Genomic DNA, 23918 nt, shown 5'->3' on the forward strand with positions numbered 1-23918 from the left:
CAATAAAGGTTATATTTAAAATGAATTCGAGGTTCCTCGGGCGCTTGCGCCAGCCGTCCAACATGCTGTTGGCGGCCGGAATCGCCGTGGTACTTGCGACGATCGCAGGTCTCTCGTTCAGCCGCTTTTCCATCCCCGGTGCCGGTGCGACCGCGATTCCGGAAGAGACGCGGACACTCGACAATATCTCGGCGGCCAACTTCACGCCGCAGACTCGCGCGACCCTGCTCAATATCGAAGTGAACGCAGGCATCCTCGCCGCGAAGCTTTATGACGGCGCTCCGGACAAGGCAGCCGCGTTCGACAAGGCAGCTGCGTTGATCGCGCACACCTCGCAGCTTGGCTCGGACGTCCCCCTGCCCCTGCGCAAGATGCTGTCGCAAACGGCCAAATCTGCCCTCTCGCAGCTCAATGCCGGTGAGACCGACAAGGCGGCTCGTCAGCTGCGCTCGATGCAGACGGCTCTTCGGGGCTTCCGCATGCAGTAAACGCAGCGGACGCCGCACTGCGGTTACGCCAGCGCCGTCCCTGCGCTTGGTGGATGCAACAGCATCCGCCCTGCATCGCCTTTCCAGATTTCCGCCGGCGGCCCTGTCACCACACGGGCGACGCCGGTTTTCGTGCGTCTGGACAATACGCAGAGGGCGCTTTTGCGGCATTCCGGCAACATTACTTTCCTAAGGCCGAATTCCTCCGCTCTTCCGGGACGAGTAATCGGTTTTGCCGTTATCACTGACAGACTTTCATAGTTTTCTTGAATTAATCAGAGGTCGTACAGTCACTGCACATCAGACGCACAGAGAGAGAGGAGTAGCAACATGGACGCGAACACAACCGGCGCCTCGGGCGGTTGCCCCATGCATCAATCGGGAGCCAAGCGCTCGCTGCTGGGACGCACAAACCGCGATTGGTGGCCGAACCAGCTTTCCATCGACATCCTGCACCAGCACGGTCTCAGTGGCGATCCGATGGGCGACGACTTCGATTACGCGAAGGAGTTCCAGTCGCTCGATCTCGGTGCGGTCAAGAAGGACCTTCACGCGCTGATGACCGATAGCCAGCCCTGGTGGCCGGCCGACTACGGGCACTATGGCCCCTTCTTCATCCGCATGGCCTGGCACAGCGCCGGCACCTACCGTACCGCCGACGGGCGCGGCGGCGGCAGTTCGGGCAACCAGCGCTTCGCACCGCTCAACAGCTGGCCCGATAATGCCAATCTCGACAAGGCGCGCCGCCTGCTCTGGCCGATCAAGCAGAAGTACGGCCGCAAACTGAGCTGGGCCGACCTGATGATCCTGGCCGGCAACGTGGCTATCGAATCCATGGGGGGCCCGATCTTTGGCTTCGGTGGCGGCCGCGAGGACATCTTCGAGCCCGAGAAGGACGTCTACTGGGGTACCGAGGAGCAGTGGGTCGGCGACGGCGCGGAAACGCGCATCGACGAGGAAGCCGGCCGCGCGCTGGAAAACCCGCTGGCTGCAATCCAGATGGGTCTCATCTACGTCAATCCCGAAGGCCCCGGCGGCAATCCCGATCCGATGCTCTCCGCCCGCGACATCCGCGAGACTTTCGCGCGCATGGCGATGAACGACGAGGAAACCGTGGCGCTGACTGCTGGCGGCCACACCTTCGGCAAGTGCCACGGTGCTGGCGATGCCGCGAAGATCGGCGCGGAGCCCGAAGGTGCGGACATCGCGATGCAGGGCTTCGGCTGGCAGAGCGGCCATGCCAGCGGCATGGGCGACGACACTATCACCAGCGGCCTTGAAGGCTCCTGGACGCCCACACCGATCCAGTGGTCGATGAACTACTTCCGCATGCTGCTGGAGTACGAATACGAGCTGGTGAAGAGCCCGGCAGGCGCGCAGCAGTGGCAGCCGGTCGACCAGAAGCCCGAGGACATGGCGCCCGGCGCGCACAGCCCGGACCGCAAGGTGCCGACGATGATGACCACTGCCGACATGGCGATGAAGGTCGATCCGAAGTACCGCGAGATATCGGAGCGCTTCTACAAGAACCCCGACCAGTTCGCCGATGCTTTCGCCCGCGCATGGTTCAAGCTGACCCACCGCGACATGGGGCCCAAGGCGCGCTACCTCGGACCGGACGCACCTGACGAGGACCTGATCTGGCAGGATCCGATTCCCGCGGCCGACTATGCCCCGATCGACGATAGCGATGTCGCTACGCTCAAGGGCAAGATCGCGGAATCGGGCCTCACCGTCTCGCAGCTGGTGAAGACCGCATGGGCTTCCGCCTCGACCTTCCGTGGCTCGGACAAGCGCGGCGGGGCCAATGGCGCCCGTATCCGCCTTGCTCCGCAGAAGGACTGGGACGTCAACGAACCCGAGAAGCTGGCAAGGGTGCTGGACATCTATGAAGGCATCAAGGCAGACTTCGACGCTTCGACCGGTGGCGGCAGGAAGGTCAGCATTGCAGACCTGATCGTGCTGGGCGGAACCGTCGGCATCGAGAAAGCGGCCAAGGATGCCGGACAGGCCATCACCGTGCCGTTCACCCCGGGGCGTGTCGATACTACCGACGAGCTGACCGATGCCGAGAGCTTCGAACCGCTGGAGCCGCGCGCCGATGGCTTCCGCAACTACCTCCAGGTGCGTTTCAGCGTGCCGACGGAAGAACTGCTGATCGACCGCGCGCAGCTGCTCGGCCTCTCGGCGCCGGAAATGACCGTGCTTGTCGGCGGCCTGCGGGTGCTGAGTGCCAACCATGGCGACCGCAAGGAAGGCGTACTCACCGCCCGCCCGGGCCAGCTCACCAACGACTTCTTCGTCAACCTGCTCGACATGGGCACGGCGTGGAAGGAAGTGGACGATCGCGGTGACGAGGTCTTCGTCGGCACCTGCCGCAAGACCGACGAGGAAAAGTGGACGGCAACGCGCACCGACCTCGTCTTCGGCTCGAACTCGCAGCTGCGGGCGCTGTCCGAAGTCTACGCCACGGCCGATGCCGGCGAGAAGTTCGTCAGCGACTTCGTGGCTGCCTGGACAAAGGTGATGAACGCGGACCGCTTCGACCTGGCCTGATGACCGGCCCGGTACGGCGCCCCCCCTTGGTACCGTACCGGGCCCCATCCCTGCCGATGTTTCCCCTCGCGTCGGCAGGAACAAACTGCCCCGCTTCCGCCACTGACACGGAAGCGGGGCCTGCTTTTAACGCCCTGCCCGCCGCTGCTCTCTTGATAATGCAACATTGCAATGCGACCATCGGCGGCAATGGACGTGCAAGAGCTCTACGCAGCAAAGCTGATGTCCGCCGACGCGGCGGCGCAACTGGTTCCTTCAGACAGCCATGTGGCCATGGGTATGGCCGTGGCGGAGCCCCCGGCGCTGCTGACCGCGCTGGCCAACCGGATCGAGGCCGGAAGCCTCACCGGCATGCGGCTATGGTATTTCCATTCCATGGCCCATGCCGCGCAAAGCGTGCTGAAGCGCGAAAATCTCGGCCGGGTCAGGCCGCACTGCATGTTCCTGAGCGGCGTCGAACGCGCACTGATCAAGGCCGACCCGTCGGTGTGCGAAGACCTGATCGACTTCGTTCCCACCGCCTTCAGCGCATCGCCGCAATTGCTGCGCGAAGAGGTTTCGCTCGATACCTGCGTCACCATGGTCTCGCCAATGGGCAAGCATGGCTACTTCACCTTCGGCACCGCGAACGACTACACCTCGGTCGCGGCGCGGGCCGCCCAGCGGCTGATCGTCGAGGTCAATCCGCTGATGCCGCGCGTGTTTGGCGAATCGCCGCTGCACGTTTCCGAAGTCGATGCCATCGTCGAGCACCGCTCCCCGCTGCTTGAAGTGGGCGATCACCCACCGGCAGCGGAAGATGAGCTTATCGCGGACATCGTCGCCGGCATGATCGAGGACGGGGCCTGCCTGCAGATGGGCATCGGCAACCTGCCTGCCGAAGTGTGCAAGCGCCTCACCGGGCGCAAGGATCTCGGTATCCATACCGAGCTGCTCACGCCCGCATTCGCCAGCCTGATCCAGTGCGGCGCCGTGAACAACCGCCGCAAGGCGACTTTCCCGGGCCGCAGTGTGTTCACTTTCGCGATGGGCGACGAGGCGTTCTACGACTGGCTGGACGACAACCAGGCGGTCTATTCGCTGCCAGTCGATGTCGTGAACGATCCCCGCCATATCGCCAAGAACGACAACGTCGTCTCGGTCAACGCCACCTTGCAGGTCGACCTTTCCGGCGCCTGCAATTCCGAACACATGATGGGGCACCAGTACTCGGGATCGGGCGGCCAGCTTGATTTCGTGCGCGGCGCCAATGCCTCGATCGGCGGCATTTCGATCATCGCCTGCCGCTCGACCGCCAAGGGTGGCGCGGTAAGCCGCATCGTGCCCCGGCTCGAAGGCCCCGTGACGACCCCGCGCAATGACGTGCACTGGATCGTCACCGAACACGGCGCCGCCAATCTGCGCGGCAAGTCGCTGCGCGAACGTGCCGATGCCATGATCGCGCTGGCTCACCCCAAGTTCCGCGACGAACTGGCGCGCTCCATCTAGATTCAGGCCGAAAATCCCGATCAGGAGCCGCTCACCCTGAGCTTGTCTAAGGGTGCCGATCGCAGCGCCGCGCCAACGCCTTCGACAAGCTCAGGACAAGCGGGGCGCGGGGCCCATATTCCGGATGATATTCTAGATCCGGACAGCGCCCAGCCGTTCCACCCAGTCGGCGTGACGGCCCTTCATTTCGCGCTCCAGACCTAGCCCCAGCTCTTCCGGATCGAGCACTTCGAGTACCTCGAAGGCAATGCTGTCGGCTCCGTGGGTATTCCACGCCGCCTGTAGGCTCGGGTGCGGATGCGCGTCCTGCCGCAGGGTGAAAAACAGGCGGTTGCTGACCTTTGACAGGTCCTGCGCGCGGCCTACCCATACGCCGTCATCCGTCCGGCAGCGCAGGGCGAAGATGCCCGACTCCACCTTGCGTTCACGGTAATCGGCCAGCGCGGCCTTGCGTTTTTGCTTGTCTGTCATCGCTCGAATCCTTGTCGTTATTTTTACCCGGATAAATTGACTCTGGCTAAAAATCAATTTACCCGGATGAAATTAATTGCAGGACAGGAACCATGACCGGGCAGTGCACAGCCTTTCACGACAACACGCGCATCGCGCAGGGGACGCGCAGTGAACTCGTCGCCTCGCTGCGCGGACGCGAGAACGGCCTTATGTTGTTCGAGGATGCGACCGGAAGGATCGTCGATCTGGACTGGCGCGGCGAACCGGAAGCTGTCGAGGCTGCCCCTCCCCCACGCAAGCGTGGTCGGCCCAAGCTTGGCGTCGTGCCGCGTGAGGTGACGCTTTTGCCACGACACTGGGAGTGGCTGAACAGCCAGCCCGGCGGCGCCTCGCGCGCCCTGCGCCGGCTCGTCGACGATGCGCGCAAGGCCGATGGCGGACGCAGCACCCGCCGCACGGCGCAGGAACGCACCTATCGCTTCCTGTCTGCCATCGCCGGAGACTTTCCGCATTTCGAAGAGGCCACGCGGCACCTCTTCGCCGACGATCCCGACGGCTTCGCCATTACCATCGCCGGCTGGCCGGCCGATGTGCAGCAATACGCCAAGACACTTCTGGAACCGCCTGAAGGAGACGAGTCGTGACCCCTCGCCAGCGCCTGCTCGGCCAATTCATCGAACGCGTCTGGAACTGCGGCGATAACGCCGCCGTGCCCGAATACCTCGCCGAGACCTATACGATCCGCCACGATCCCGGTGACCCGTGGGAAGGGCGAACTCTCGATCAGGCCGGTTTTATCGAGCGCCTCGAAACCTCGCGCGCGCCTTTCCCCGACCAGCGCTTTACCATCATACACATCAGCGAGGACGATACCTCCGTGATCATCGCCTGGACCTGGGCGGCGACGCACCGCCTGCCGATCGCCGGTTTCGAGGCAAGCAACCGCACGATCACGATGTCGGGCGCAAGTGTCTATTCGTTCGACAGGAAAGATCGCCTGACCGGCCATTGGCAGGTGTCGGACCGCCTGAGCGTGTTCCAGCAGTTGCAGCAAAATGCTGCAATGCAGCAGGCATGATGCTGCAGCTGCGCGGTAAACGACTGACGCACAACGGCAAACGGAAGCCCCTCAAGCCGGTCTTCACCAGAAACTAACCGGTGTGTGCGACAGGAACGCAACGGCGACGCCATCCGGCAGCCCTCGCAACCTGAAGGAGCACCGGTGACCCGCTTCCGCACGATCAGCCAGGCCAAATCCATCGATACCGCCGAGCAGCCGACCTGTTCGATCATGCTCGTGGAGGATTCCGCGGCCATGGCCCTGATGCTCAGGTCACGCATCGAGGCCGAAACCACCGGCGAGGTGGAATGGTACAAGACATACGCAGAAGCCTCGCAGGCCCTGATGGACCACACGCCCAGCCTTGCGGTGACCGGCATGAACCTGCCCGACGCGCCGGACGGCGAAATCATCGACCTGCTCGAGGAAGAAGGTGTCCCCACCATCCTGTTCACCGCCACGCTCAACCGCAAGGTGCGTGAACGGGCAAGCGCGCCGCACATCGTCGACTACTTCATCAAGGACGCGCCCGATACGGTCGATCACATTGCCCGGACCATCCAGCGCGTCACCAATGCCGCCGTCGCCTCGATCCTGATCGTGGACGACAGCGAGAGCGCGCGCCTGACGCTGGCCGAGATCCTCAACCTGCAGAACTATCGCATCCATCACGCGGCCTGCGGCGCCGAGGCGCTGGCCGTGCTGGAGCAGAACGACGACATCCAGCTCGTCATCACCGATTTCCACATGCCGGACATGGACGGGCAGGAACTCACCCGCCGCATCCGCACCGCCTATCCGCCCGAGCGGATGCGCATCATCGGCGTTTCGGCAAGTTCAGACCCCTACCTGTCCGCCGCGCTGCTCAAGGCCGGCGCATCGGACTTCGTCTACCGCCCCTACATCGCCGAAGAGGTGAAGTGCCGGATCGCCAGCAACATCGAGACGCTGAACCAGATGCGGCGCCTCCAGTTCCTTGCAGAACGCGACTTCGTCAGCGGCATGTACAACCGCCGCGCCTTCTTCGAGCAGGCGCAAAGTCGCCTCGCCCGGGTGCGCAAGAAAGGCGGCACCGCCTCGATCGCCATCCTCGACATCGACGACTTCAAGAAAGTCACCGACACCTACGGCCATGACGTGGGCGATCAGGTGATCCAGACGGCGGCCAAGGTCATCCACAATGTCCTGGCCCGGCGCAATTGCCTCTCGGCCCATTTCAGCGGCGAAGAGTTCGTCGTCCTGCTTAGCGACATGTCTAACGACGAAGCCGTCGCCGTAAGCGAAGATCTGCGCAAGTCGCTCGAACAGGCCGTGATCCTCCACGACCAGACCAAGCTGCACATCACCGCGTCGATCGGCGTGGCCGTGGTCCAGCCCGACGAGACGCTCAGCAACAACCTTAATGCCGCCGACCAGATGCTCTACATGGCCAAGGAAAAGGGCCATAACCGCGTCTGCGCCGACGCGGAGTTCTACCGCGCCGCCTGAGCCCTACGCAAAGATCTGGCGCAATCTCCGCTCCTCCTGAGCTTGTCCAAGGACGCTGGCACTGCGCCATGGTCCGCACCCTTCGACAAGCTCAGGAGGAGCGGTTTTCGATTCAGGCTTTGCGCATCTGATCCTTGAGACTGCTGCCTCTCTTTTCCAAGGGAGGGGGCAGCCAGCGGGAAATCAGGCTGCGGCGTCGAGACCGTAGGCGGTGTGCAGCACGCGCACGGCCAGTTCGGTTTCGTCGGCATTGATCAGCACCGAGACCTTGATCTCGCTGGTGGAGATCGCCTGGATATTGATGCCGCGGTCGGCCAGCGTCTTGAACATGGTGCTGGCAACGCCTGCATGGCTGCGCATGCCGACGCCGACGACGCTGATCTTGGTGACGTGATCGTCGCTGATCAGGCGGAAGAAGCCGATCGCTTCCTTGCGCTCTTCCAGCATTGCCAGCGCTCGGGCGAGATCGGCCTGCGGCACCGTGAAGGTGACGTCGGTCTCGCCCTTCTCCTTGGCGACGTTCTGGATGATCATGTCGACGTTGATGTTTGCTTCGGCCAGCGGCGCGAAGATCGAGGCCACCGCACCCGGACGGTCGGGCACGCGGGTAAGGGTAACCTTCGCCTCGTTCTTGTCGGCGGCGATACCGGTGATCAGCTGGCGTTCCATGTCGCTTCCTTCCAATTCGTCGTCGCTGACGATCATCGTGCCGGGCAGGTCGTCCGCGGGGGGCGCGCTCTCATCGATGAACGAGGACAGCACCTGCACCCTTACGCCTTCCTTCATGGCGAGCGAGACCGAGCGGGTCTGCAGCACTTTGGAGCCGACCGAGGCCAGCTCCAGCATTTCCTCGTAAGTCACGAGCGGCAGCTTGCGCGCCTTGGCGACGATGCGCGGGTCGGTGGTGTAGACACCGTCGACGTCGGTATAGATGTCGCAGCGGTCGGCCTTTACGGCGGCAGCGACGGCCACGGCCGAGGTGTCGGAACCGCCACGTCCCAGCGTCGTCACGCGGCCTTCGGGCGAAACGCCCTGGAAGCCGGGGATCACCGCGATCTCGCCCGATGCCATCGAAGCCAGCAGCGCGTCCGCATCGATATCCTCGATGCGGGCCTTGGCATGAGCGTCGTCGGTCCTGATCGGAACCTGCCAGCCGAGCCACGAGCGTGCCTTGCAGCCCATCGCCTGCAGCGTCAGCGCCAGCAGACCCGAGGTTACCTGTTCGCCCGATGCGACGACGACGTCGTATTCCGCCGGATCGTAAAGCGCATTGGCCTCGCGGCAGAAGTTGACCAGACGGTCGGTTTCGCCCGCCATCGCCGAAACGACCACGGCCACCGCGTGCCCGGCTTCCTGCTGGCGTTTGACGATACCCGCCACGCGCCGGATGCGCTCGGTCCCGGCCATCGAGGTGCCGCCGAATTTCATCACGATCCGTGCCAAGGTGCCGTTGCTCCCCGTGTCGTCTGCCATGCGCCGACATTGCGCCAGTGGATAAGAGTCCGGCGCGCTGTTAGGGGTGCTTCATGGACAATGCAACTGGCAGGGCAACTGCGACGATCGATCCCAGGGAAGCCGCGCATTTCGGCGCCCTTGCCGCGGACTGGTGGGACCCGAAGGGTTCCTCCGCGATGCTGCACAAGCTCAATCCGGTTCGTCTGGGCTTCATTCGGGAAGCCATTGATTCGTATTTCGGCACCGATTCGCGCAATATTCGACCGCTCTCGGGCAAGCGCGCGCTCGACGCGGGCTGCGGTGCGGGCCTGCTGTGCGAGCCCCTCGCCCGCCTCGGCGCGGAGGTCACCGGTGTCGATGCCGCGCCCGAGAACATTGCCGCCGCGCGCAGCCATGCCGAAGCGATGGGCCTTGGCATCGACTACCGGCAGGGCGAACTCGCGGCGCTGGTTCTTTCCGGGTTCGATCTGGTCTGTTCGCTGGAAGTCATCGAGCACGTGACCGACAAGGCCGCGTTCCTCGCCAGTCTCGCCGACGCCTTGGCCCCCGGCGGCCTGATGGTGCTCTCCTGCCCCAATCGCACCCCGCAATCGCGGTTGCTGCTGGTGGAGGCTGCCGAACGTCTGGGGCAGGTCCCCCGCGGCACGCACGACTGGAAGCAGTTCGTCACGCCCGAAGAACTGCGCGCGCTTGCCGCTGACGCAGGCCTCGTGCTCGGGGACGTAAAGGGCATTGGCTGGTCGCCGGTGAACGGCCTGCACCTCTCCGACGACACCTCGCTCAACTACATCGTCACGGCCACCGCCGCCTGACCAGCGGGTCCGTGCAAGCCAGCCCGATTGGACAGTGGGCCAAAGTACCCGAATGGGAACTACCCTTCCCTGGCACTTCCCATGACACTCCCTTGCCAAAAGGGAGAGAGACAATGGACAAGCTGCGCGTCATCCAGTGGACAACCGGCAAGGTCGGCAAGCATTCGCTGCGCGCCATTCTGGACGATCCGCGGCTCGAACTGGCCGGATGCTACGCCTGGTCCGATGCCAAGAAAGGCGTCGATGCCGGCGAGCTTTGCGGACGCCCTGCGACCGGCATCGCCGCCACCAACGATATCGAAGCATTGATCGCCTTGGGCGCGGACACCGTGCTCTACACCCCGTTCGAGGCCGATCTGGATCAGGCGATCAAGCTGCTCGAGAGCGGTCTAGACCTGGTTTCCACCAACCTCTTCCTCAATGTCGGCGGCATTCGCGGCGAGGTGAAGGACCGGCTGGAAACGGCCTGCGCCAAGGGCAATTCCTCGCTCTACATCACCGGCATCAACCCCGGCTGGATCAACTCGGTGATCGCCAGCATGACGGCAATCTGCCGCGACGTGGAAAGCGTCTCGATCACCGAGTCGGCCGATTGCTCGGTCTACGAATCGGTCGAGACCTGGGGCTTCCTCGGCATGGGCGAGCCGGGCGGCGCGACCGACGAACTCATGGGCCGCGCGCAGGCATGGCTGATCCTGTTCAAGGATGCCGTCGAACGCATCGGCACGGCACTTGGCCTGACCTTCAACGATGTCGAGTTCTTCTGCGAATACGCCACCGCCGCGGAGAAAGTCGATCTCGGCTGGTTCTGCATGGAAAAGGGCACCAACGCAGCGCTGCGCGGTGGCTGGAACGGCAAAGTGAACGGCAAGACGGCGGTCAACATTACAGTAGTCTGGTATCTTACCAAGAAGCTGGCCGAAGGCTGGGAGATCGACGACGATCAGTACCGCCTCGTCGTCCAGGGCGAACCCAGCATAGACATGCACATGCGCCTGATCCCGGCGGACCACTGGAAAAACCACGACTGGGACATTATGACCGCCCTGCCCGCCGTCTCCGCCGTGCCGCAGATCAAGGCCGCTCGCGCCGGTGTGTTGGGCCTCGTCGATCTCGGTCTGCCGGTCGCACCGATGGGAGACTGGCTGCAGGACCGCAACTGACCGCTACGCCGCGTCAATCGGCTGCAAGCAACTCGGCGATGGCCTGCTTCGCGCGGGCCTCTCGTTGTTCCCAGGTCCCGGCGATCCGCACGAAAGGCACCTCAGCCTGTATCAGCACCTTTTCCGCGATGTCGGCGAAGCGGGCGCGGGTGGCCTCTTCTCCGAAGCAGCGCGTGCCGTCGTGCAGCCAGGGCACGTCGGGCGAGAACAGCAGATACAGATCGGCCTTGGGATAGGCCAATAGGGCATCCGGCACCTGCGAGAACAGCATCTGCGCCCATGCAGCCGTCATCAGCTGATCGGTGTCGAGCACCAGCAGCGGCGGCGATGCGGCGGCGGCCTTGCGGTTCTCGGCCGCCTGTCCTTCGGCAATCGCCAGCAGATCGGGCATCGTCAGATCGGTACCGCGCTCTTCGCAGTAGGCACGACCGTACTCGGACACCCAGGGGTAGCCCAGCCTGCCGGCGAGCACGGTTTTGCCCGTACTCTCGGCGCCATGCAGGCAGATTGTCTTCATGCAGCCTGGAGCGTGCCCTTCGGCTGGTCCTTGGCGGCCTGCATCCATTCCTTCAGGCCCAGCAGCGACATGACCAGCATACCGCCATAGAGCCCTGCCGTCGGGTGGAGCCCGCGGTTGATATAGAGCAGGATCGCCGCGATATCGATGATGATCCAGAGGATCCAGTTCTCGATGCGGCGGAAGGCCAGAAGGATCTGCGCCGATACGCTGGCCCCCGCAATCGCGGAGTCCGCGAAAGGCATGACGGCATCGGTAAAGCGGTGCATCACCCAGCCGAGGTTCAGGCTCACGGCCAGAGTCGCCAGCCCCCAGACGGCGCGGCTCATATTGTCGAGCCAGCGCACCGGCACGCGGCTGTCATCCCCGCCGACCTTGAGCCAGAGCCACCAGCCCCAGCCCTGTGCAAGGAAAAAGAAAACTTGCAGGCCAGCTTCGGCGTAGAGACGCTTTTCCCAGAAAACGAAGATGTAGAGCGCGACCATGATCATGCCGAACGGATAGTTCCAGACGGTCCGCCAGATCAGGAGGGTTATGTTGACCACACCGAACGCTGCGGCGACCCATTCGAGCATGGCAAGGGATTCGGGAGTCATGACAGCGCTGCCTCCCACTCGGGCTGCTTGAAGCCCACCAGGATACCGCCTTTGTGCTCCACGACCGGACGCTTGATCGTGCTGGGGTTGGCTTCCATGATCTTCACGGCTTTGGTGCCGTCGAGATCAGCCTTGTCCTCTTCGGGCAGTTTGCGAAACGTCGTGCCCGCGCGATTGAGCACCTTTTCCCAACCGGCCGCGGCAATCCAGCGTTCCAGCCTGGCAGGGTCTGCCCCTTCCTTCTTGTAGTCGTGGAAGGTGTAGTCGATCCCCTGCGCCTCAAGCCACTTTCTCGCTTTCTTCACGGTGTCGCAATTGGGAATTCCGTAAAACGCGATCGTCACTCAAGCCCCCTTTGAAAACCGACGTACCCCCGGCCGGTCGCACGAATATACTGTATAATCCTCGTAATATCCGTCTCTACCACGCTTTTGAACAGCCGTATGCTCAAAATGGGACGCCCATTCCCGAGCGTAAAATTCGCTGTCCCACTCCGAAATGGTAACCGTCTCACCATCCTCCGCCTCGAAAGTCTTGTAGGAAATGAAGCCCGGTTGGGCGAGCGCGAGGTCGGCCATGCGCGCGGCATCGGCCCTGTAGGCGGCAGCATCCATGTCCGCACGCTTGCGGCTGCGAAAAACGGTCAGATACATAGCCGCGTCTTGCCCCGCACGGTTCATTTCGGCAAGCCTGCGCCTCACAAACTTCACTTTACTTGCGCAATTGCCGCTTCTGCGACGTGCATGGCCCCGCACGGCGCTGGACAAACCGCGCGTCGCGCGACAAAGCGCGAACCATGAGCGTCAACAGCTTCGGCCGTCTTTTCCGTTTTACCACCTGGGGCGAAAGCCATGGCCCGGCGATCGGTGCCGTCGTCGACGGGTGCCCTCCGGGTCTTGCCATCGACGAGAGCGTGATCCAGCCGTTCCTCGATGCACGCCGCCCGGGCCAGTCGAAATACACCACGCAGCGGCAGGAGCCCGATCAGGTACGCATCCTGTCCGGCGTGTTCGAAGGCCAAGATGGCATTAGACGCACGACCGGCACGCCGATCAGCCTGATGATCGAGAATGTCGACCAGCGTTCCAAGGACTATTCCGACGTCGCGCGCGCCTATCGCCCGGGCCATGCCGACTATGCCTACGACGCCAAGTACGGCTTCCGCGATTATCGCGGCGGCGGCCGATCCTCCGCGCGCGAAACGGCAAGCCGCGTGGCAGCGGGCGCCGTGGCCCGGCTGGTCATCCCCGAAGTAAAGATCCGCGCCTATGTCTCCGAAATCGGCGGCGACATGATCGATCCGGGCAACTTCGATGAAGCCGAGATCGGCAACAACCCGTTCTTCTGCCCCGATGTTGCTGCGGCGGCACGCTGGGAACAGATCGTCGACGACGCGCGCAAGGCCGGCTCCTCGGTGGGCGCGGTTATCGAGTGTTATGCCAGCGGCGTTCCCGCGGGCTGGGGCGCTCCGCTCTACGGCAAGCTCGATGCCGATCTGGCCGCGGCGATGATGGGCATCAATGCCGTAAAGGGCATAGAGATCGGCGACGGCTTTGCCGCCGCGCGCCTGACCGGCGAGACCAATGCCGACCCGATGCGGCCGTCAAAGGAAACCGGGCCGGACGGCGCGCCGGAATTCATGGCCAACCACGCAGGCGGCATTGCCGGCGGCATCTCGACCGGCCAGCCGGTCACCTGCCGCGTGGCCTTCAAGCCGACGAGTTCGATCCTGACCCCGCAGCCCACCGTGACGCGCGAGGGGCAGGCGACCGAACTGTTCACCAAGGGCCGCCACGACCCCTGCGTCGGCATCCGCGGCGTGCCGGTGGTGGAAGCGATGATGGCGCTGGTGCTGGCCGACCACAAACTGCTCCACCGGGGGCAGTGCGGGTAGGATAATCCCGATCCTCCCTGTCGCGAAGCGATGGGGAGGGGGACCGCCCGCTTTGCGGGTGGTGGAGGGCGAAACCCCTCCGTCAGCCCTTCGGGCTGCCACCTCCCCATTCCTTTCAGGAACAGGGAGGATCCAAGAGCCTACAAATCCATTACGCTCGGCTTGCTCGACCGTTCGATCATGCCCGTCGTGCGCACGCCGTCCCAGGTGTAGAACGCATGGCTCTGCTGCACGATCGGCCAGTCCTTGGGCCAGTCGGGGGGCAGCACATGACCGCCGCGTGAGCGGGTGTTGGTGAAAGTCACGCCGTCGATGGCGATGCGCTTGCCCTCAAGCGTTTCGAGCACCACAGGCACGGCCTCTCCGCCCGTCACCAGTTTGCGCAGCCACGGCAGTTCGACCGGACGCGCACCGACGCGGCGGCCGTCGCTGTCGATCACCCAGGCTTCCTCGTAGGTCGGCTCGCCATCGTCGCGCGGCGGATAGGCGTTGAGGCCGAAACCACGCCCGTCGGGGAAGATCGCCGACATCCAGCAATGGCCGGTAAAGCCGGCGAAAGCGCGAAAGCCGGTGCGGCGAATGCGCAGGCCGTTGGCCTTGAAGTCATGCGCCTTGCCATCGACGGTCAGCGTGCCGGTGCAATGAAACAGTTGCTCGTAGCGCGGGCTCATGAAGTCGCCCTGCTTGCCGCCCATCGCCGCCGCCGCTTCCGGCGTCATCGTGCCGGGCTGCCACGGCACAGCGGCCATTTCCATGTCGATATCGAAGGCCACATCGACCCACTTCTTCTCTTCGAAGTCTGGATCCTCGAGGATTTCCTGCGCACTGGTTTCGGCAACCGGCCCTTCAAACCGCGCGGTCCAGCGCTGGAACGGCTCGACGCATTCGAAGCGCATCGGGCCGGTAGCACGGATGGTCGGCTTGCCGCCCGGACCGATGGAGCTTTGCTTTTCGCCATCGCCGCGCCGCGAATAGAGGCGGCCGTCGGCAAAGGCGATGTCGAGCCACATCTCGTGCCGGTCCCACTGCTCGGCAACGGCTTCGACGCCCACACGCATCGCGAAAAGGCCGTTCTCTTCCTCGATCCAGACGTTCACGGCATCGCGCACGCCATCCTCCGGCCGCGCATCGAGCACGTATTCGCGATCTACCGGGATACCGCCGGACAGGTCTGCTACTGTATCCGTAACCATCGCTCTCCCTTCCCATCTTTATCTGGGAAGCAAGCTGTCATGGCTGTCACGCAAGGTCACCCCCCGGCGCAAGCGCGGAGGCGATATCAAGCCATTCCTTCGTGTTCGGGAGGAGCCCCTCAGCCGTAAGGCGGCTGGTGCAGGCCCTTGGGGCTGAGCGTGAAGATCTCGCAGCCGTCCTCGGTGATGCCGATGGAGTGCTCGAACTGCGCGGAAAGCGACTTGTCGCGCGTTACCGCCGTCCATCCATCGTTGAGCAGCTTCACCGCCGGCTTGCCGAGGTTGATCATCGGTTCGATGGTGAAGAACATGCCGGGCTTGAGCAGCGGCCCGGTGCCGGGGCGACCGGCGTGGACCACTTCCGGCGCATCGTGGAACAGGCGGCCGAGGCCATGTCCGCAGAATTCGCGCACCACGCCGAAGCGGTTCGATTCGGCATAGCGCTGGATGGCCGCGCCAATGTCGCCCACGCGGTTGCCAGGTTTGGCCTGTTCGATGCCGATCATCAGGCACTCGTAGGTGACATCCACGAGCCGGCGCGCCTTCAGCGAGGGTTCGCCCGCGAAGTACATGCGGCTCGAATCGCCATGCCAGCCGTCGAGCAGCGGGGTCACGTCGATGTTCAGGATATCCCCTTCCTTGAGCGTCTTTTCGGAAGGGATACCGTGGCACACGACATGGTTGATCGAGATGCAGCACGAGTGCGCATAGCCGCGATAGCCCAGCGTCGCGGGGACCGCGCCGCCATCGAGCGTCAGTTCGCGGACCTTGTCGTCGATCGCCGCCGTGGTGACGCCCGGTTGCACCATCGGCGCAATCTCGTCGAGTATCTCGGCGGCAAGGCGTCCGGCCTTGCGCATGCCTTCGAAAGCCTCGGGGCCATGCAGCTTGATCGTGCCATCGCGCAGGACGGCTTCGTCGCCGGATTCGATAATCTGGTATTCGCTCATCCAGCCGATATAGCGGTGCTGCGCGGAAATTGCGAGATTATTGCCCCACCGAAAAGCTGGTGCGGTACTGCGGCTTGAGAACCGCCATCACCTTCCCCGTCACCGGCAGCGTGATGTCATAGGTCCCCTCGGCATAGGCACCAGCTTCGTAGGGACCCACAAGAATGCCCAGCCGGTCGAACGTCTTGCCGTTGGACGAGCCCAGAATCAGCGTCTGCGCAATCGGGTCGATGCACTCGGTGAAGATCTGCCCGGAGTCGCGCTGCACCGGTTCGCCGCGGCGCTGCTCGCGCTCCTTGTCGAGCGCATCGCAGAACGGCTCACGGATCGCCTTGCGCAGCGCATCGGTGCTGGTGAACAGTTCGCGCGGCTTGCGCGCCGTTTCCGCCCGGCGATCCCACAGCAGCGTATCGAAGGCGCTCATCCCGTGCGCGCCGCCGGTGTAGGTGTAGATTTCCGCTGAGAGCGAAAGCCAGTTCGGCAGGTCCGTGACGACCGACCACTTTGCGATGTAGCTATGCAGCCGGTACGGAAAGCCCTCCTTCTTCGCGACCTTCCTCTCGTCGCGGGCCGTGGATGCGAGCCGATCGCGCGCTTCGTAAAGCCGCGTGTCGAGCAATTCCTTGAGCGGTGGAATGGCGCCTGCCGCGTCGGGATAGGCGAAGGTGAACTCGTAGAGGTCGTTCGAAACTTCTACCGACCGGCCTGCATCGGGCGCAGCTGCGCCAACTGCTGCGGCGGTTTCGCTCGCGGATGGCTCGGGCGCGCCGACTTCCGCCTCGGGCACCGTGCTCGCTTCGCTGGCGTTGTCTTCGGGGGCTGCATTTTCGCCGCCGCCCTGACACCCGCTGGTAAGCAACAGCACGGCCGCAGCCCATCTGCCAATTCGCATCATTTTTTCTCTCGCACTAAATCTCGCCCGGAGGCTAAAGAACCTGACCATGAGCGACAAGAACGCATTAATTCAGCCTGACCGCGGTCAAAAAGCCATTGCCATCCACCTCGTCGACAAGGACGGCCTGGACGACTTCCTCAAGGAGCGCACACCGGCACAGCGCGCGGCGCTCGCCGCCCAGCGCTTCGAAGCCGAAGGCTACGACTACGCGATCATGCCTGACGGCGAGGAATGGGCCGTCGCAGCGGGCGTCGCCAACACCGCCGACCTTTCGAGCTGGTGCATGTCCAAGCTGGCAAAGAAGCTGCCTGCCGGAACCTATCGCCGCATTGGCGGAGAGCCCGGCGCCGCCATGTTCGGCTGGATCACAGGGCAGTACCGTTTCGACCGCTACCTGTCCGAGCCCGACGAGGAAGGCCCGCGCGTGCTGCTGACCGGCGAACCGGCAACGATCGATGCCATCACCGCCGAGGCCGAAGCGGTCATGCTGGTCCGCGATCTGGTGAATACGCCTGCCGAGGACATGGGCCCTGCCCAGCTCGAGGCCGAGGCCGAGAACCTGCACAAGGCATATCGTGCGGAAATTCGGGTCACCCGCGGCGACACGCTCGAACATGAATTCCCGATGGTCCACACGGTCGGCCGCGCTGCCTCGCGCTCGCACGCACCGCGCATGATCGAGCTGGAATGGGGCGACCCCAAGCACCCGAAGCTCGCCGTAATCGGCAAGGGTGTGTGCTTCGATTCCGGCGGGCTCGACATCAAGCCCGGCTCGGGCATGCTGCTGATGAAGAAGGACATGGGCGGTGCGGCCCATGCGCTCGCGCTCGCGCGGCTCATCATGCAAGACCAGCTTCCGGTGCGCCTGCACCTGCTCGTACCCGCCGTCGAAAACGCCGTGTCCGGCAACAGCTTCCGGCCTGGCGACGTGCTCAAGAGCCGTGCCGGTATCTCGGTGGAGATCGGCAATACCGATGCCGAAGGACGCCTGATCCTCGCCGATGCGCTGGCCCGCGCCGGCGAGAACGAACCCGACCTGATCGTCGACTTCGCCACTCTGACCGGTGCTGCACGCGTTGCCGTGGGGCCCGATCTGCCCGCGCTGTTCACGCGTGTGGACGCGACCGCCGAGGCCATTCTGGCAGCGGGCAAGGCGCATGACGATGCCTGCTGGCGCCTGCCGCTGCACGACGGCTACCGCGAATACCTCAAGTCGGAGGTGGCGGACATCAACAATGCCGGCTCCAGCGGCTTTGCCGGGGCGAGCACGGCGGCCCTGTTTCTCGACAAGTTCGTGCCTAAGGACACCGACTGGGCCCACCTCGATACCTTCGCCTGGCGTCCCTCGGACAAGCCCGGCCGCCCCAAGGGCGGTGCCGCGCTCGGCCTTCGTGCAGTCTGGCACATGCTGAAACAACGCTATGACAAGCGTGACCGCTAAGCTTGCGAACGAGCGATGACCCCGCTAAGCGCGCCCATCTTTGCCTTTGGAGACGCACAGAAGTTGGCACCTGAGGATTCCTACACCCGGCCCCCACGGCTCGACGGCATGCTCGCCATGACGGGGCCGAGCGTGACGACGGAACCCGGCTGCCTTCCCGTGCGCGGCGATCTGGCGCATATCAAGCTGGCCGGACGCTATTTCGTGCCGCACTATGCGGTGCCGATGCCGCACGCGATCAAGGCCGGCGCGGTGCTGCGCGCGACCGGCCGCGCCGATGGCGAAACGATCATGGATCTGCCCGAAGGCGAGACCTTCAACGTACTCGACATCGCTGGCGCCTGGACCTGGGGCCAGCTCGGCGAGGATGGCCCGGTCGGCTACGTCGCACTGACAGACCTCGAAGCGATTGGCTGATGGGCGCGAGCGTTTTCATCGACGGTGCCGCCGGCACCACCGGGCTGGAAATCGCCGACCGGCTGGCAGGACGCAGTGAGTTCGATCTCGTCATTCTGAGCGATGACAAGCGCAAGGACGACGCCGCGCGCGCCGAAGCGCTCAACGATGCCGACTTCGTGATCCTCTGCCTGCCTGACGACGCCGCAAAGGCCGCCGTTGGCATGATCCGCAACGACCGCACCCGCGTGATCGATGCCTCGTCGGCCCACCGCGTCGCCGACGGTTGGACTTACGGCTTTCCCGAAGTCATGGGCCGCGAAACCGTTGCCGCGGCGCGCTTCGTCAGCAACCCCGGCTGCTATCCCACCGGCTTCATCGGCCTGCTGGCGCCGCTGGTGCGTGCGGGTCTGCTGCCTTCCTACTGGCCTTATGTCTGTCATGCCGTCTCCGGCTACTCGGGTGGCGGCAAGGCGCTGATTGCCCGGTTCGAGGAAGACCGCGACATCGCCTTTCGCGCTTACGGCCTGTCGCTGGGCCACAAGCATGTACCCGAAATGCAGGCGCATGTCGGGCTTGCCCATGCGCCGCTGTTCGCCCCCGCCGTCGTGCCCGCGCATCGTGGCATGCTGGCCGAAGTGCCGCTGCACCTCAGCGCCATGACCAATGCCGCTTCGCCGGATGAACTTCGCGCGGCACTGGCGGCATTCTATTCGGGCAGCGAGATCGTGAAGGTCGAAGCCGACCAGCCCGACGAGCTGCTGCTGCGCGCATCGATGCCAGCGGTGGACACGCTGACCCTGCGCGTTCTCGGTGCGAAGGACGGCAGCCAGGCCCGCCTCGTCGCCATGCTCGACAATCTCGGCAAGGGCGCCAGCGGCGCTGCAGTGCAGAACCTCAATCTCATGGCCGGTCTGGAAGAGACAGCGGGCCTGCGCCTCTGAGGCCTTCGCCTCGACAGCCCGACATCCTGTCGAATCCGCTCTCCTGCGCTGCTACCGCGAGGCAGGAGCCCGCGTCGTGTGACGACTCGGAATTGGCAGAAAACGGGCGATGCACAATTTTCAGGCACCTGCTGCCCGAATCTTGAACAGAACTTGCCGCATTGCGGCGCAGCACTTTCCACGCAATGCCGAAGGGACTTGGGAAATCGTACAATTCCGGTCTTTTCGCCATTGCACACATGGCCTACCACTGGAACATTCGCATTGGCACGATTCTTGATGGGAATCGCGCGCGAGGGCATCTGGTTCCCGGACCGGAAACCTCTTCGAAAAATGTCCGGGAACAAGTGCAGGGGTCTAATCAGGCGTGAAAAAGATCGAAGCCATCATCAAGCCGTTCAAGCTCGATGAAGTGAAGGAAGCGCTCCACGAAGTCGGAGTGTCGGGCATCACGGTGACGGAAGCCAAGGGTTTCGGACGCCAGAAAGGCCATACCGAACTCTATCGCGGCGCCGAATACGTCGTGGACTTTCTGCCCAAGGTGAAACTCGAGGTCGTTGTACCCGATGCCCTTGCCGAGCGCGTGGTGGAGGCAATTGCCGACGCTGCGCAGACCGGTCGCATCGGCGACGGCAAGATCTTCGTCGTGCCGATCGAAACGGCGGTGCGTATCCGTACCGGCGAACGGGACGACGACGCACTCTGAGTTTTCGGCATAGTCCGGAGACGACATCACCCGTCTGGCCAGACCAGACGTCTAGAATCGGGTCCGGCCTAGGCCGGACCGGGAATAAGCCGGATAAAGGGGACCGGCGCCGTTCCCGGAATGCCATCAACCCCTAGCCTCTTTCGGGGATCGGAAGAGAAAAATGGAGAATAGATCACATGGCTAGTGCAAAGGACGTCCTAAAGCAGATCAAGGACGAGGAGATCGAGTGGGTTGATCTTCGCTTCACCGATCCCAAGGGCAAGTGGCAGCACCTCACGATGTGCGCCGGCGTGATCGGCGAGGACGAACTCGAAGACGGCCTGATGTTCGACGGTTCCTCGATCGAGGGCTGGAAGACGATCAACGAGTCGGACATGATCCTCAAGCCCGACCTCGACGCGGTCTATGTCGATCCGTTCTCGGCTACCCCGATGATGATCCTGTTCTGCGACATCGTCGAACCCTCGACCGGCGAACTCTACACGCGTGACCCGCGCTCGACCGCCAAGCGCGCCGAAGCGTTCGTCAAGTCGGCCGGTTTCGGTGACACCGTCTATGTTGGCCCGGAAGCCGAATTCTTCATGTTCGACGACGTGAAGTTCTATGACGGCTACGACGGCAACGGCTTCAAGCTCGACGACATCGAACTGCCCGGCAACTCGGACAAGTCCTACGACACCGGCAACCTCGCCCACCGTCCGCGCGCCAAGGGCGGCTACTTCCCCGTCGCTCCGGTCGACTCCTGCGTCGACATCCGCGGCGAGATGGTTACCACCATGCTCGAAATGGGCCTGCCCTGCGACAAGCACCACCATGAAGTGGCGGCTGCCCAGCACGAGCTCGGCCTGACTTTCGGCACCCTGACCACCACTGCCGACCGCATGCAGATCTACAAGTACGTCGTCATGATGGTCGCGCAGGCCTACGGCAAGTCGGCCACGTTCATGCCGAAGCCGATCATGAAGGACAACGGTTCGGGCATGCACACGCATATCTCGATCTGGGACGGCGGCGAAAACACCTTCGCCGGCAACGGTTACGCCGGCCTGTCGGACACCTGCCTGTACTTCATCGGCGGCGTCATCAAGCATGCCAAGGCCCTCAACGCCTTCACCAACCCGACCACCAACAGCTACAAGCGCCTGGTGCCGGGCTACGAAGCCCCGGTTCTGCTGGCCTACTCGGCCCGCAACCGTTCGGCTTCGTGCCGCATCCCCTATGGGGCCGGCACCAAGGCAAAGCGCGTGGAATTCCGTTTCCCCGACGCGATGGCCAACCCCTACCTCTGCTACGCCGCGCTGCTCATGGCCGGCCTCGATGGTGTCAAGAACAAGATCCATCCGGGCGAAGCCATGGACAAGAACCTCTACGATCTGCCGCCGGCCGAACTCGCCGAGGTGCCGACCGTCTGCGGTTCGCTGCGCGAAGCTCTGGAATCGCTGGCTGCCGACCATGCCTTCCTCCTTGAGGGCGGCGTGTTCACTGAAGACCAGATCGAAGCCTACCTCGAACTGAAGTGGCCGGAAGTGCTGCGCTGGGAAACCACGCCGTCGGCCGTCGAGTTCGACATGTACTACAGCGCCTGATCCGCGCTGAATCGGTTCGCCGAGTGGGGCGCCCGGAGCAATCCGGGCGCCCTTTTTCTTGCCTGATGCCGGCTTATGTCGCTGTTACTATTGGCGACACTGTCGCAGGGAACCCGTCACGGCCTTTGGCGTTGCAAACTCCACCAAGGAGGAGCACGTCATGCGCACCACACGCTCAATCCGGATCGGCGCCGCAGCGAGCCTTGCCCTGATGGCGGGCGCTCTGGCCGCACAGCCCGGAGGAAACGGCAAGAACAACGGGCAGGATAACGGCAACAAGGGCGCAGCCCATGCCGGCCCCGCCAAGCCAACCGGAGCCAAGCCGGCCGGAAATCCCGGGAAAGCCGACAAGCCCGCACCGCAAAATCAAAAGCCGGCGAAGAAAGAGCAGGCGCGCTCCAATCCGCCCGCGGCAAAGCCACAGGCGGCCCCTCCCGGACAGGCCAGGGCAGACCGCCCGGCTGCCAGCAAAAAACCGTCTCCTGCCATTGCGCAGAAACCGAAAGACGCCGCCAAGGGCAAAACGGCACCGGTCGCCCGCGCCCAGCGAACCGATATCCGGCGTGAAACGTTCAATGGACCCAAGGGGCGCAAGATCACCGTTCCGACAAACGACCGCGTGCGTGTCGTGACCACGCGCCGCGACTTCGACTGGGCCTCGCTCAACACCCGTAAGACCTTCGACGGATGCCCTCCCGGTCTTGCCAAAAAGTACAATGGCTGCACGCCGCCCGGGCTCGATCGCGAACCGACGACGGCTTGGGCCCGGCCGAACTGGTATCTCGGCAACTACGACCGCAGCCTGCGCTATCGCTATGCAGACGGCTATCTGCTTCGCCTCGGGGCGGGCACCGATGTTCTGGGATACCTCCCTCTCCTCGGCGGCGCGCTGTCCGTGGGCCAGCGCTGGCCGGCGACCTATCAGCCCATCGATTTGCCGGGCTATTACAACAGCTACTACGGCCTCGGCTCGCCGAGCGGCTACCGGTATTACGACGACACCATATACCGGGTCGATCCCGATACCGCCGCAATCCAGGCCATCGCCGCGCTGCTGACCGGAAACGACATCACCATCGGCCAGCCCATGCCGGCGGGATACGACGTCTACAACGTGCCCTACGGCTATCGCGATCAATACGTGGACGGCCCCGATGCGCTGTACCGCTACAGCGACGGCTACGTCTATCAACTCGACCCGACCACGCGCCTCGTGCAGGCCGCGATCGAACTGCTGAGTTAAGCGAAGGAACGCAAAGATGCGCCCGATGAACCCGACCCTTGCCCTGCTTGCCGCTTGCACGCTCGCGCTAGGCGCCTGCTCAGGCGGCACCTCGCCATCCGATGAGGCTTCCCCGGCAGAGGTAGTGGACCTGACCCCGGAAGCCGAGACCCTCGCGACCGCACTCGACAACACCGATGGCGTGCAGACGATGGCCGAAGCGCTGAAGGAAACCGGCATTGCCGGCATTTTCCAGGGCAAGGGGAGCTATACCCTGCTGGCGCCGGACGACGATGCCTTCGCCGCGCTGGGCGATGCCGGAAAGGCCCTGACCGGGTCGAGCGATCACGCGGCCCTGGCAGCGCTGATCAAGGACCACTTGCTGCCCGGCTATGTGACGCCGCAGGATCTCGGCGCCGCGATCGACGCCAGCGACAACGGGCAAGTGACCATGACGACGCTCTCCGGCCAGGTTCTGACCTTCACCCGGTCGGGAGACGCCATCACCGTTTCCGCCCCGGACGGATCGCAGGCGACGCTCGAGGCCGATCCGCTTACCGCCGAGACCAGCATCGCCATTCCCATCGACGGGGTGCTGCGCAAGTTCTGAAC

25 protein-coding genes are annotated in these 23918 nt (G+C 64.0%); 16 read left to right on the plus strand and 9 right to left on the minus strand.

Features of this window, described 5'->3' with window-relative positions:
- Positions 1-20: 20 nt before the first annotated feature.
- The 3 genes from IEX64_RS16895 (at position 21) to IEX64_RS16905 (ending at position 4532) form a co-directional block, all read left to right on the plus strand.
- On the plus strand, positions 21-488 hold the full coding sequence (locus IEX64_RS16895) for a hypothetical protein (RefSeq protein WP_188821383.1): 468 nt from the start codon (positions 21-23) through the stop codon (positions 486-488).
- Positions 489-818: 330 nt separating this feature from the next.
- Positions 819-3044, plus strand: coding sequence for a catalase/peroxidase HPI (katG, locus tag IEX64_RS16900; protein ID WP_188821385.1), 2226 nt, complete (start codon positions 819-821; stop codon positions 3042-3044).
- A 171-nt stretch (positions 3045-3215) separates the two neighbouring features.
- A complete protein-coding gene (locus IEX64_RS16905; RefSeq protein ID WP_506330855.1) occupies positions 3216-4532 on the plus strand; it encodes an acetyl-CoA hydrolase/transferase family protein in 1317 nt (438 codons plus the stop codon).
- A 132-nt stretch (positions 4533-4664) separates the two neighbouring features.
- On the opposite strand, the gene IEX64_RS16910 is transcribed toward IEX64_RS16905, so the two are convergent.
- A complete protein-coding gene (locus tag IEX64_RS16910) occupies positions 4665-5003 on the minus strand; it encodes a GIY-YIG nuclease family protein (protein ID WP_188821390.1) in 339 nt (112 codons plus the stop codon).
- Positions 5004-5095: 92 nt separating this feature from the next.
- Here IEX64_RS16910 and IEX64_RS16915 point away from each other — a divergent pair, with 92 nt between their 5' ends.
- From IEX64_RS16915 to IEX64_RS16925, 3 genes are all read left to right on the plus strand, one after another.
- The gene (locus IEX64_RS16915; protein WP_188821392.1) at positions 5096-5629 is read left to right on the plus strand and encodes a DUF2239 family protein; all 534 of its coding nucleotides are present in this window, start codon (positions 5096-5098) and stop codon (positions 5627-5629) included.
- Complete coding sequence (locus tag IEX64_RS16920) at positions 5626-6063, plus strand: ester cyclase (RefSeq protein WP_188821394.1); 438 nt, start codon at positions 5626-5628, stop codon at positions 6061-6063. Before IEX64_RS16915 ends, IEX64_RS16920 begins: the two co-directional genes overlap by 4 nt.
- Before the next feature lie 144 nt (positions 6064-6207).
- Complete coding sequence (locus IEX64_RS16925; protein ID WP_188821396.1) at positions 6208-7533, plus strand: GGDEF domain-containing response regulator; 1326 nt, start codon at positions 6208-6210, stop codon at positions 7531-7533.
- A gap of 183 nt (positions 7534-7716) precedes the next feature.
- Here IEX64_RS16925 and IEX64_RS16930 read toward each other — a convergent pair whose 3' ends face one another.
- Positions 7717-8976, minus strand: coding sequence for an aspartate kinase (locus IEX64_RS16930; protein ID WP_444544067.1), 1260 nt, complete (start codon positions 8974-8976; stop codon positions 7717-7719).
- An 83-nt stretch (positions 8977-9059) separates the two neighbouring features.
- On the opposite strand from IEX64_RS16930, the gene ubiG reads away from it, so the two are divergent.
- The gene (gene ubiG, locus IEX64_RS16935) at positions 9060-9800 is read left to right on the plus strand and encodes a bifunctional 2-polyprenyl-6-hydroxyphenol methylase/3-demethylubiquinol 3-O-methyltransferase UbiG (protein WP_188821398.1); all 741 of its coding nucleotides are present in this window, start codon (positions 9060-9062) and stop codon (positions 9798-9800) included.
- 113 nt (positions 9801-9913) lie between these two features.
- Positions 9914-10963: an NAD(P)H-dependent amine dehydrogenase family protein gene (locus IEX64_RS16940; protein WP_188821400.1), complete on the plus strand. Its 1050-nt coding sequence runs from the start codon at positions 9914-9916 to the stop codon at positions 10961-10963.
- Between the two features lie 13 nt (positions 10964-10976).
- Here the strand turns inward: IEX64_RS16940 and IEX64_RS16945 are convergent, their stop codons facing one another.
- The 4 genes from IEX64_RS16945 to IEX64_RS16960 are packed head-to-tail and all read right to left on the minus strand — an operon-like array spanning position 10977 to position 12756.
- Complete coding sequence (locus IEX64_RS16945; protein ID WP_188821402.1) at positions 10977-11480, minus strand: AAA family ATPase; 504 nt, start codon at positions 11478-11480, stop codon at positions 10977-10979.
- Positions 11477-12076, minus strand: coding sequence for a nicotinamide riboside transporter PnuC (gene pnuC / locus IEX64_RS16950; RefSeq protein ID WP_188821404.1), 600 nt, complete (start codon positions 12074-12076; stop codon positions 11477-11479). Before pnuC ends, IEX64_RS16945 begins: the two co-directional genes overlap by 4 nt.
- Complete coding sequence (locus IEX64_RS16955) at positions 12073-12420, minus strand: arsenate reductase (protein WP_188821406.1); 348 nt, start codon at positions 12418-12420, stop codon at positions 12073-12075. Before IEX64_RS16955 ends, pnuC begins: the two co-directional genes overlap by 4 nt.
- Positions 12421-12756 carry an antibiotic biosynthesis monooxygenase family protein gene (locus IEX64_RS16960; RefSeq protein WP_229710500.1) on the minus strand — a complete coding sequence of 112 codons (336 nt, stop codon included), beginning with the start codon at positions 12754-12756 and terminating at the stop codon, positions 12421-12423. It abuts the gene before it with no gap.
- Positions 12757-12872: 116 nt separating this feature from the next.
- On the opposite strand from IEX64_RS16960, the gene aroC reads away from it, so the two are divergent.
- A complete protein-coding gene (gene aroC / locus IEX64_RS16965; protein ID WP_188821408.1) occupies positions 12873-13970 on the plus strand; it encodes a chorismate synthase in 1098 nt (365 codons plus the stop codon).
- 140 nt (positions 13971-14110) lie between these two features.
- Here aroC and IEX64_RS16970 read toward each other — a convergent pair whose 3' ends face one another.
- The 3 genes from IEX64_RS16970 to IEX64_RS16980 all read right to left on the minus strand — a co-directional run bounded on the left by IEX64_RS16970 (position 14111) and on the right by IEX64_RS16980 (position 16978).
- The gene (locus tag IEX64_RS16970; protein WP_188821410.1) at positions 14111-15163 is read right to left on the minus strand and encodes a DUF7064 domain-containing protein; all 1053 of its coding nucleotides are present in this window, start codon (positions 15161-15163) and stop codon (positions 14111-14113) included.
- A gap of 119 nt (positions 15164-15282) precedes the next feature.
- Positions 15283-16113, minus strand: coding sequence for a type I methionyl aminopeptidase (gene map, locus IEX64_RS16975; protein ID WP_188821412.1), 831 nt, complete (start codon positions 16111-16113; stop codon positions 15283-15285).
- Between the two features lie 37 nt (positions 16114-16150).
- On the minus strand, positions 16151-16978 hold the full coding sequence (locus IEX64_RS16980; RefSeq protein WP_229710502.1) for a DUF4163 domain-containing protein: 828 nt from the start codon (positions 16976-16978) through the stop codon (positions 16151-16153).
- Positions 16979-17054: 76 nt separating this feature from the next.
- Between IEX64_RS16980 and IEX64_RS16985 the strand changes: the two genes are divergently transcribed.
- The 7 genes from IEX64_RS16985 to IEX64_RS17015 all read left to right on the plus strand — a co-directional run bounded on the left by IEX64_RS16985 (position 17055) and on the right by IEX64_RS17015 (position 23916).
- Complete coding sequence (locus IEX64_RS16985) at positions 17055-18449, plus strand: leucyl aminopeptidase family protein (protein ID WP_188821413.1); 1395 nt, start codon at positions 17055-17057, stop codon at positions 18447-18449.
- A gap of 108 nt (positions 18450-18557) precedes the next feature.
- Positions 18558-18866 carry an SH3 domain-containing protein gene (locus tag IEX64_RS16990; protein WP_188821483.1) on the plus strand — a complete coding sequence of 103 codons (309 nt, stop codon included), beginning with the start codon at positions 18558-18560 and terminating at the stop codon, positions 18864-18866.
- On the plus strand, positions 18866-19789 hold the full coding sequence (argC, locus tag IEX64_RS16995; RefSeq protein WP_188821414.1) for an N-acetyl-gamma-glutamyl-phosphate reductase: 924 nt from the start codon (positions 18866-18868) through the stop codon (positions 19787-19789). The genes IEX64_RS16990 and argC overlap by 1 nt, the downstream gene beginning before the upstream one ends.
- A 367-nt stretch (positions 19790-20156) precedes the next feature.
- Positions 20157-20495 (plus strand): P-II family nitrogen regulator, encoded by a 339-nt coding sequence (locus IEX64_RS17000; RefSeq protein WP_021233466.1) that lies wholly within the window; start codon positions 20157-20159, stop codon positions 20493-20495.
- A gap of 179 nt (positions 20496-20674) precedes the next feature.
- Positions 20675-22084 carry a type I glutamate--ammonia ligase gene (gene glnA / locus IEX64_RS17005; RefSeq protein ID WP_188821415.1) on the plus strand — a complete coding sequence of 470 codons (1410 nt, stop codon included), beginning with the start codon at positions 20675-20677 and terminating at the stop codon, positions 22082-22084.
- A gap of 160 nt (positions 22085-22244) precedes the next feature.
- A complete protein-coding gene (locus IEX64_RS17010; RefSeq protein ID WP_188821416.1) occupies positions 22245-23327 on the plus strand; it encodes a hypothetical protein in 1083 nt (360 codons plus the stop codon).
- Between the two features lie 25 nt (positions 23328-23352).
- Positions 23353-23916: a fasciclin domain-containing protein gene (locus IEX64_RS17015; RefSeq protein ID WP_229710504.1), complete on the plus strand. Its 564-nt coding sequence runs from the start codon at positions 23353-23355 to the stop codon at positions 23914-23916.
- The last annotated feature ends 2 nt before the right edge of the window (positions 23917-23918 follow it).

The sequence above is a fragment of the Novosphingobium indicum genome, assembly GCF_014645195.1.
GTDB classification, from domain to species: domain Bacteria; phylum Pseudomonadota; class Alphaproteobacteria; order Sphingomonadales; family Sphingomonadaceae; genus Novosphingobium; species Novosphingobium indicum.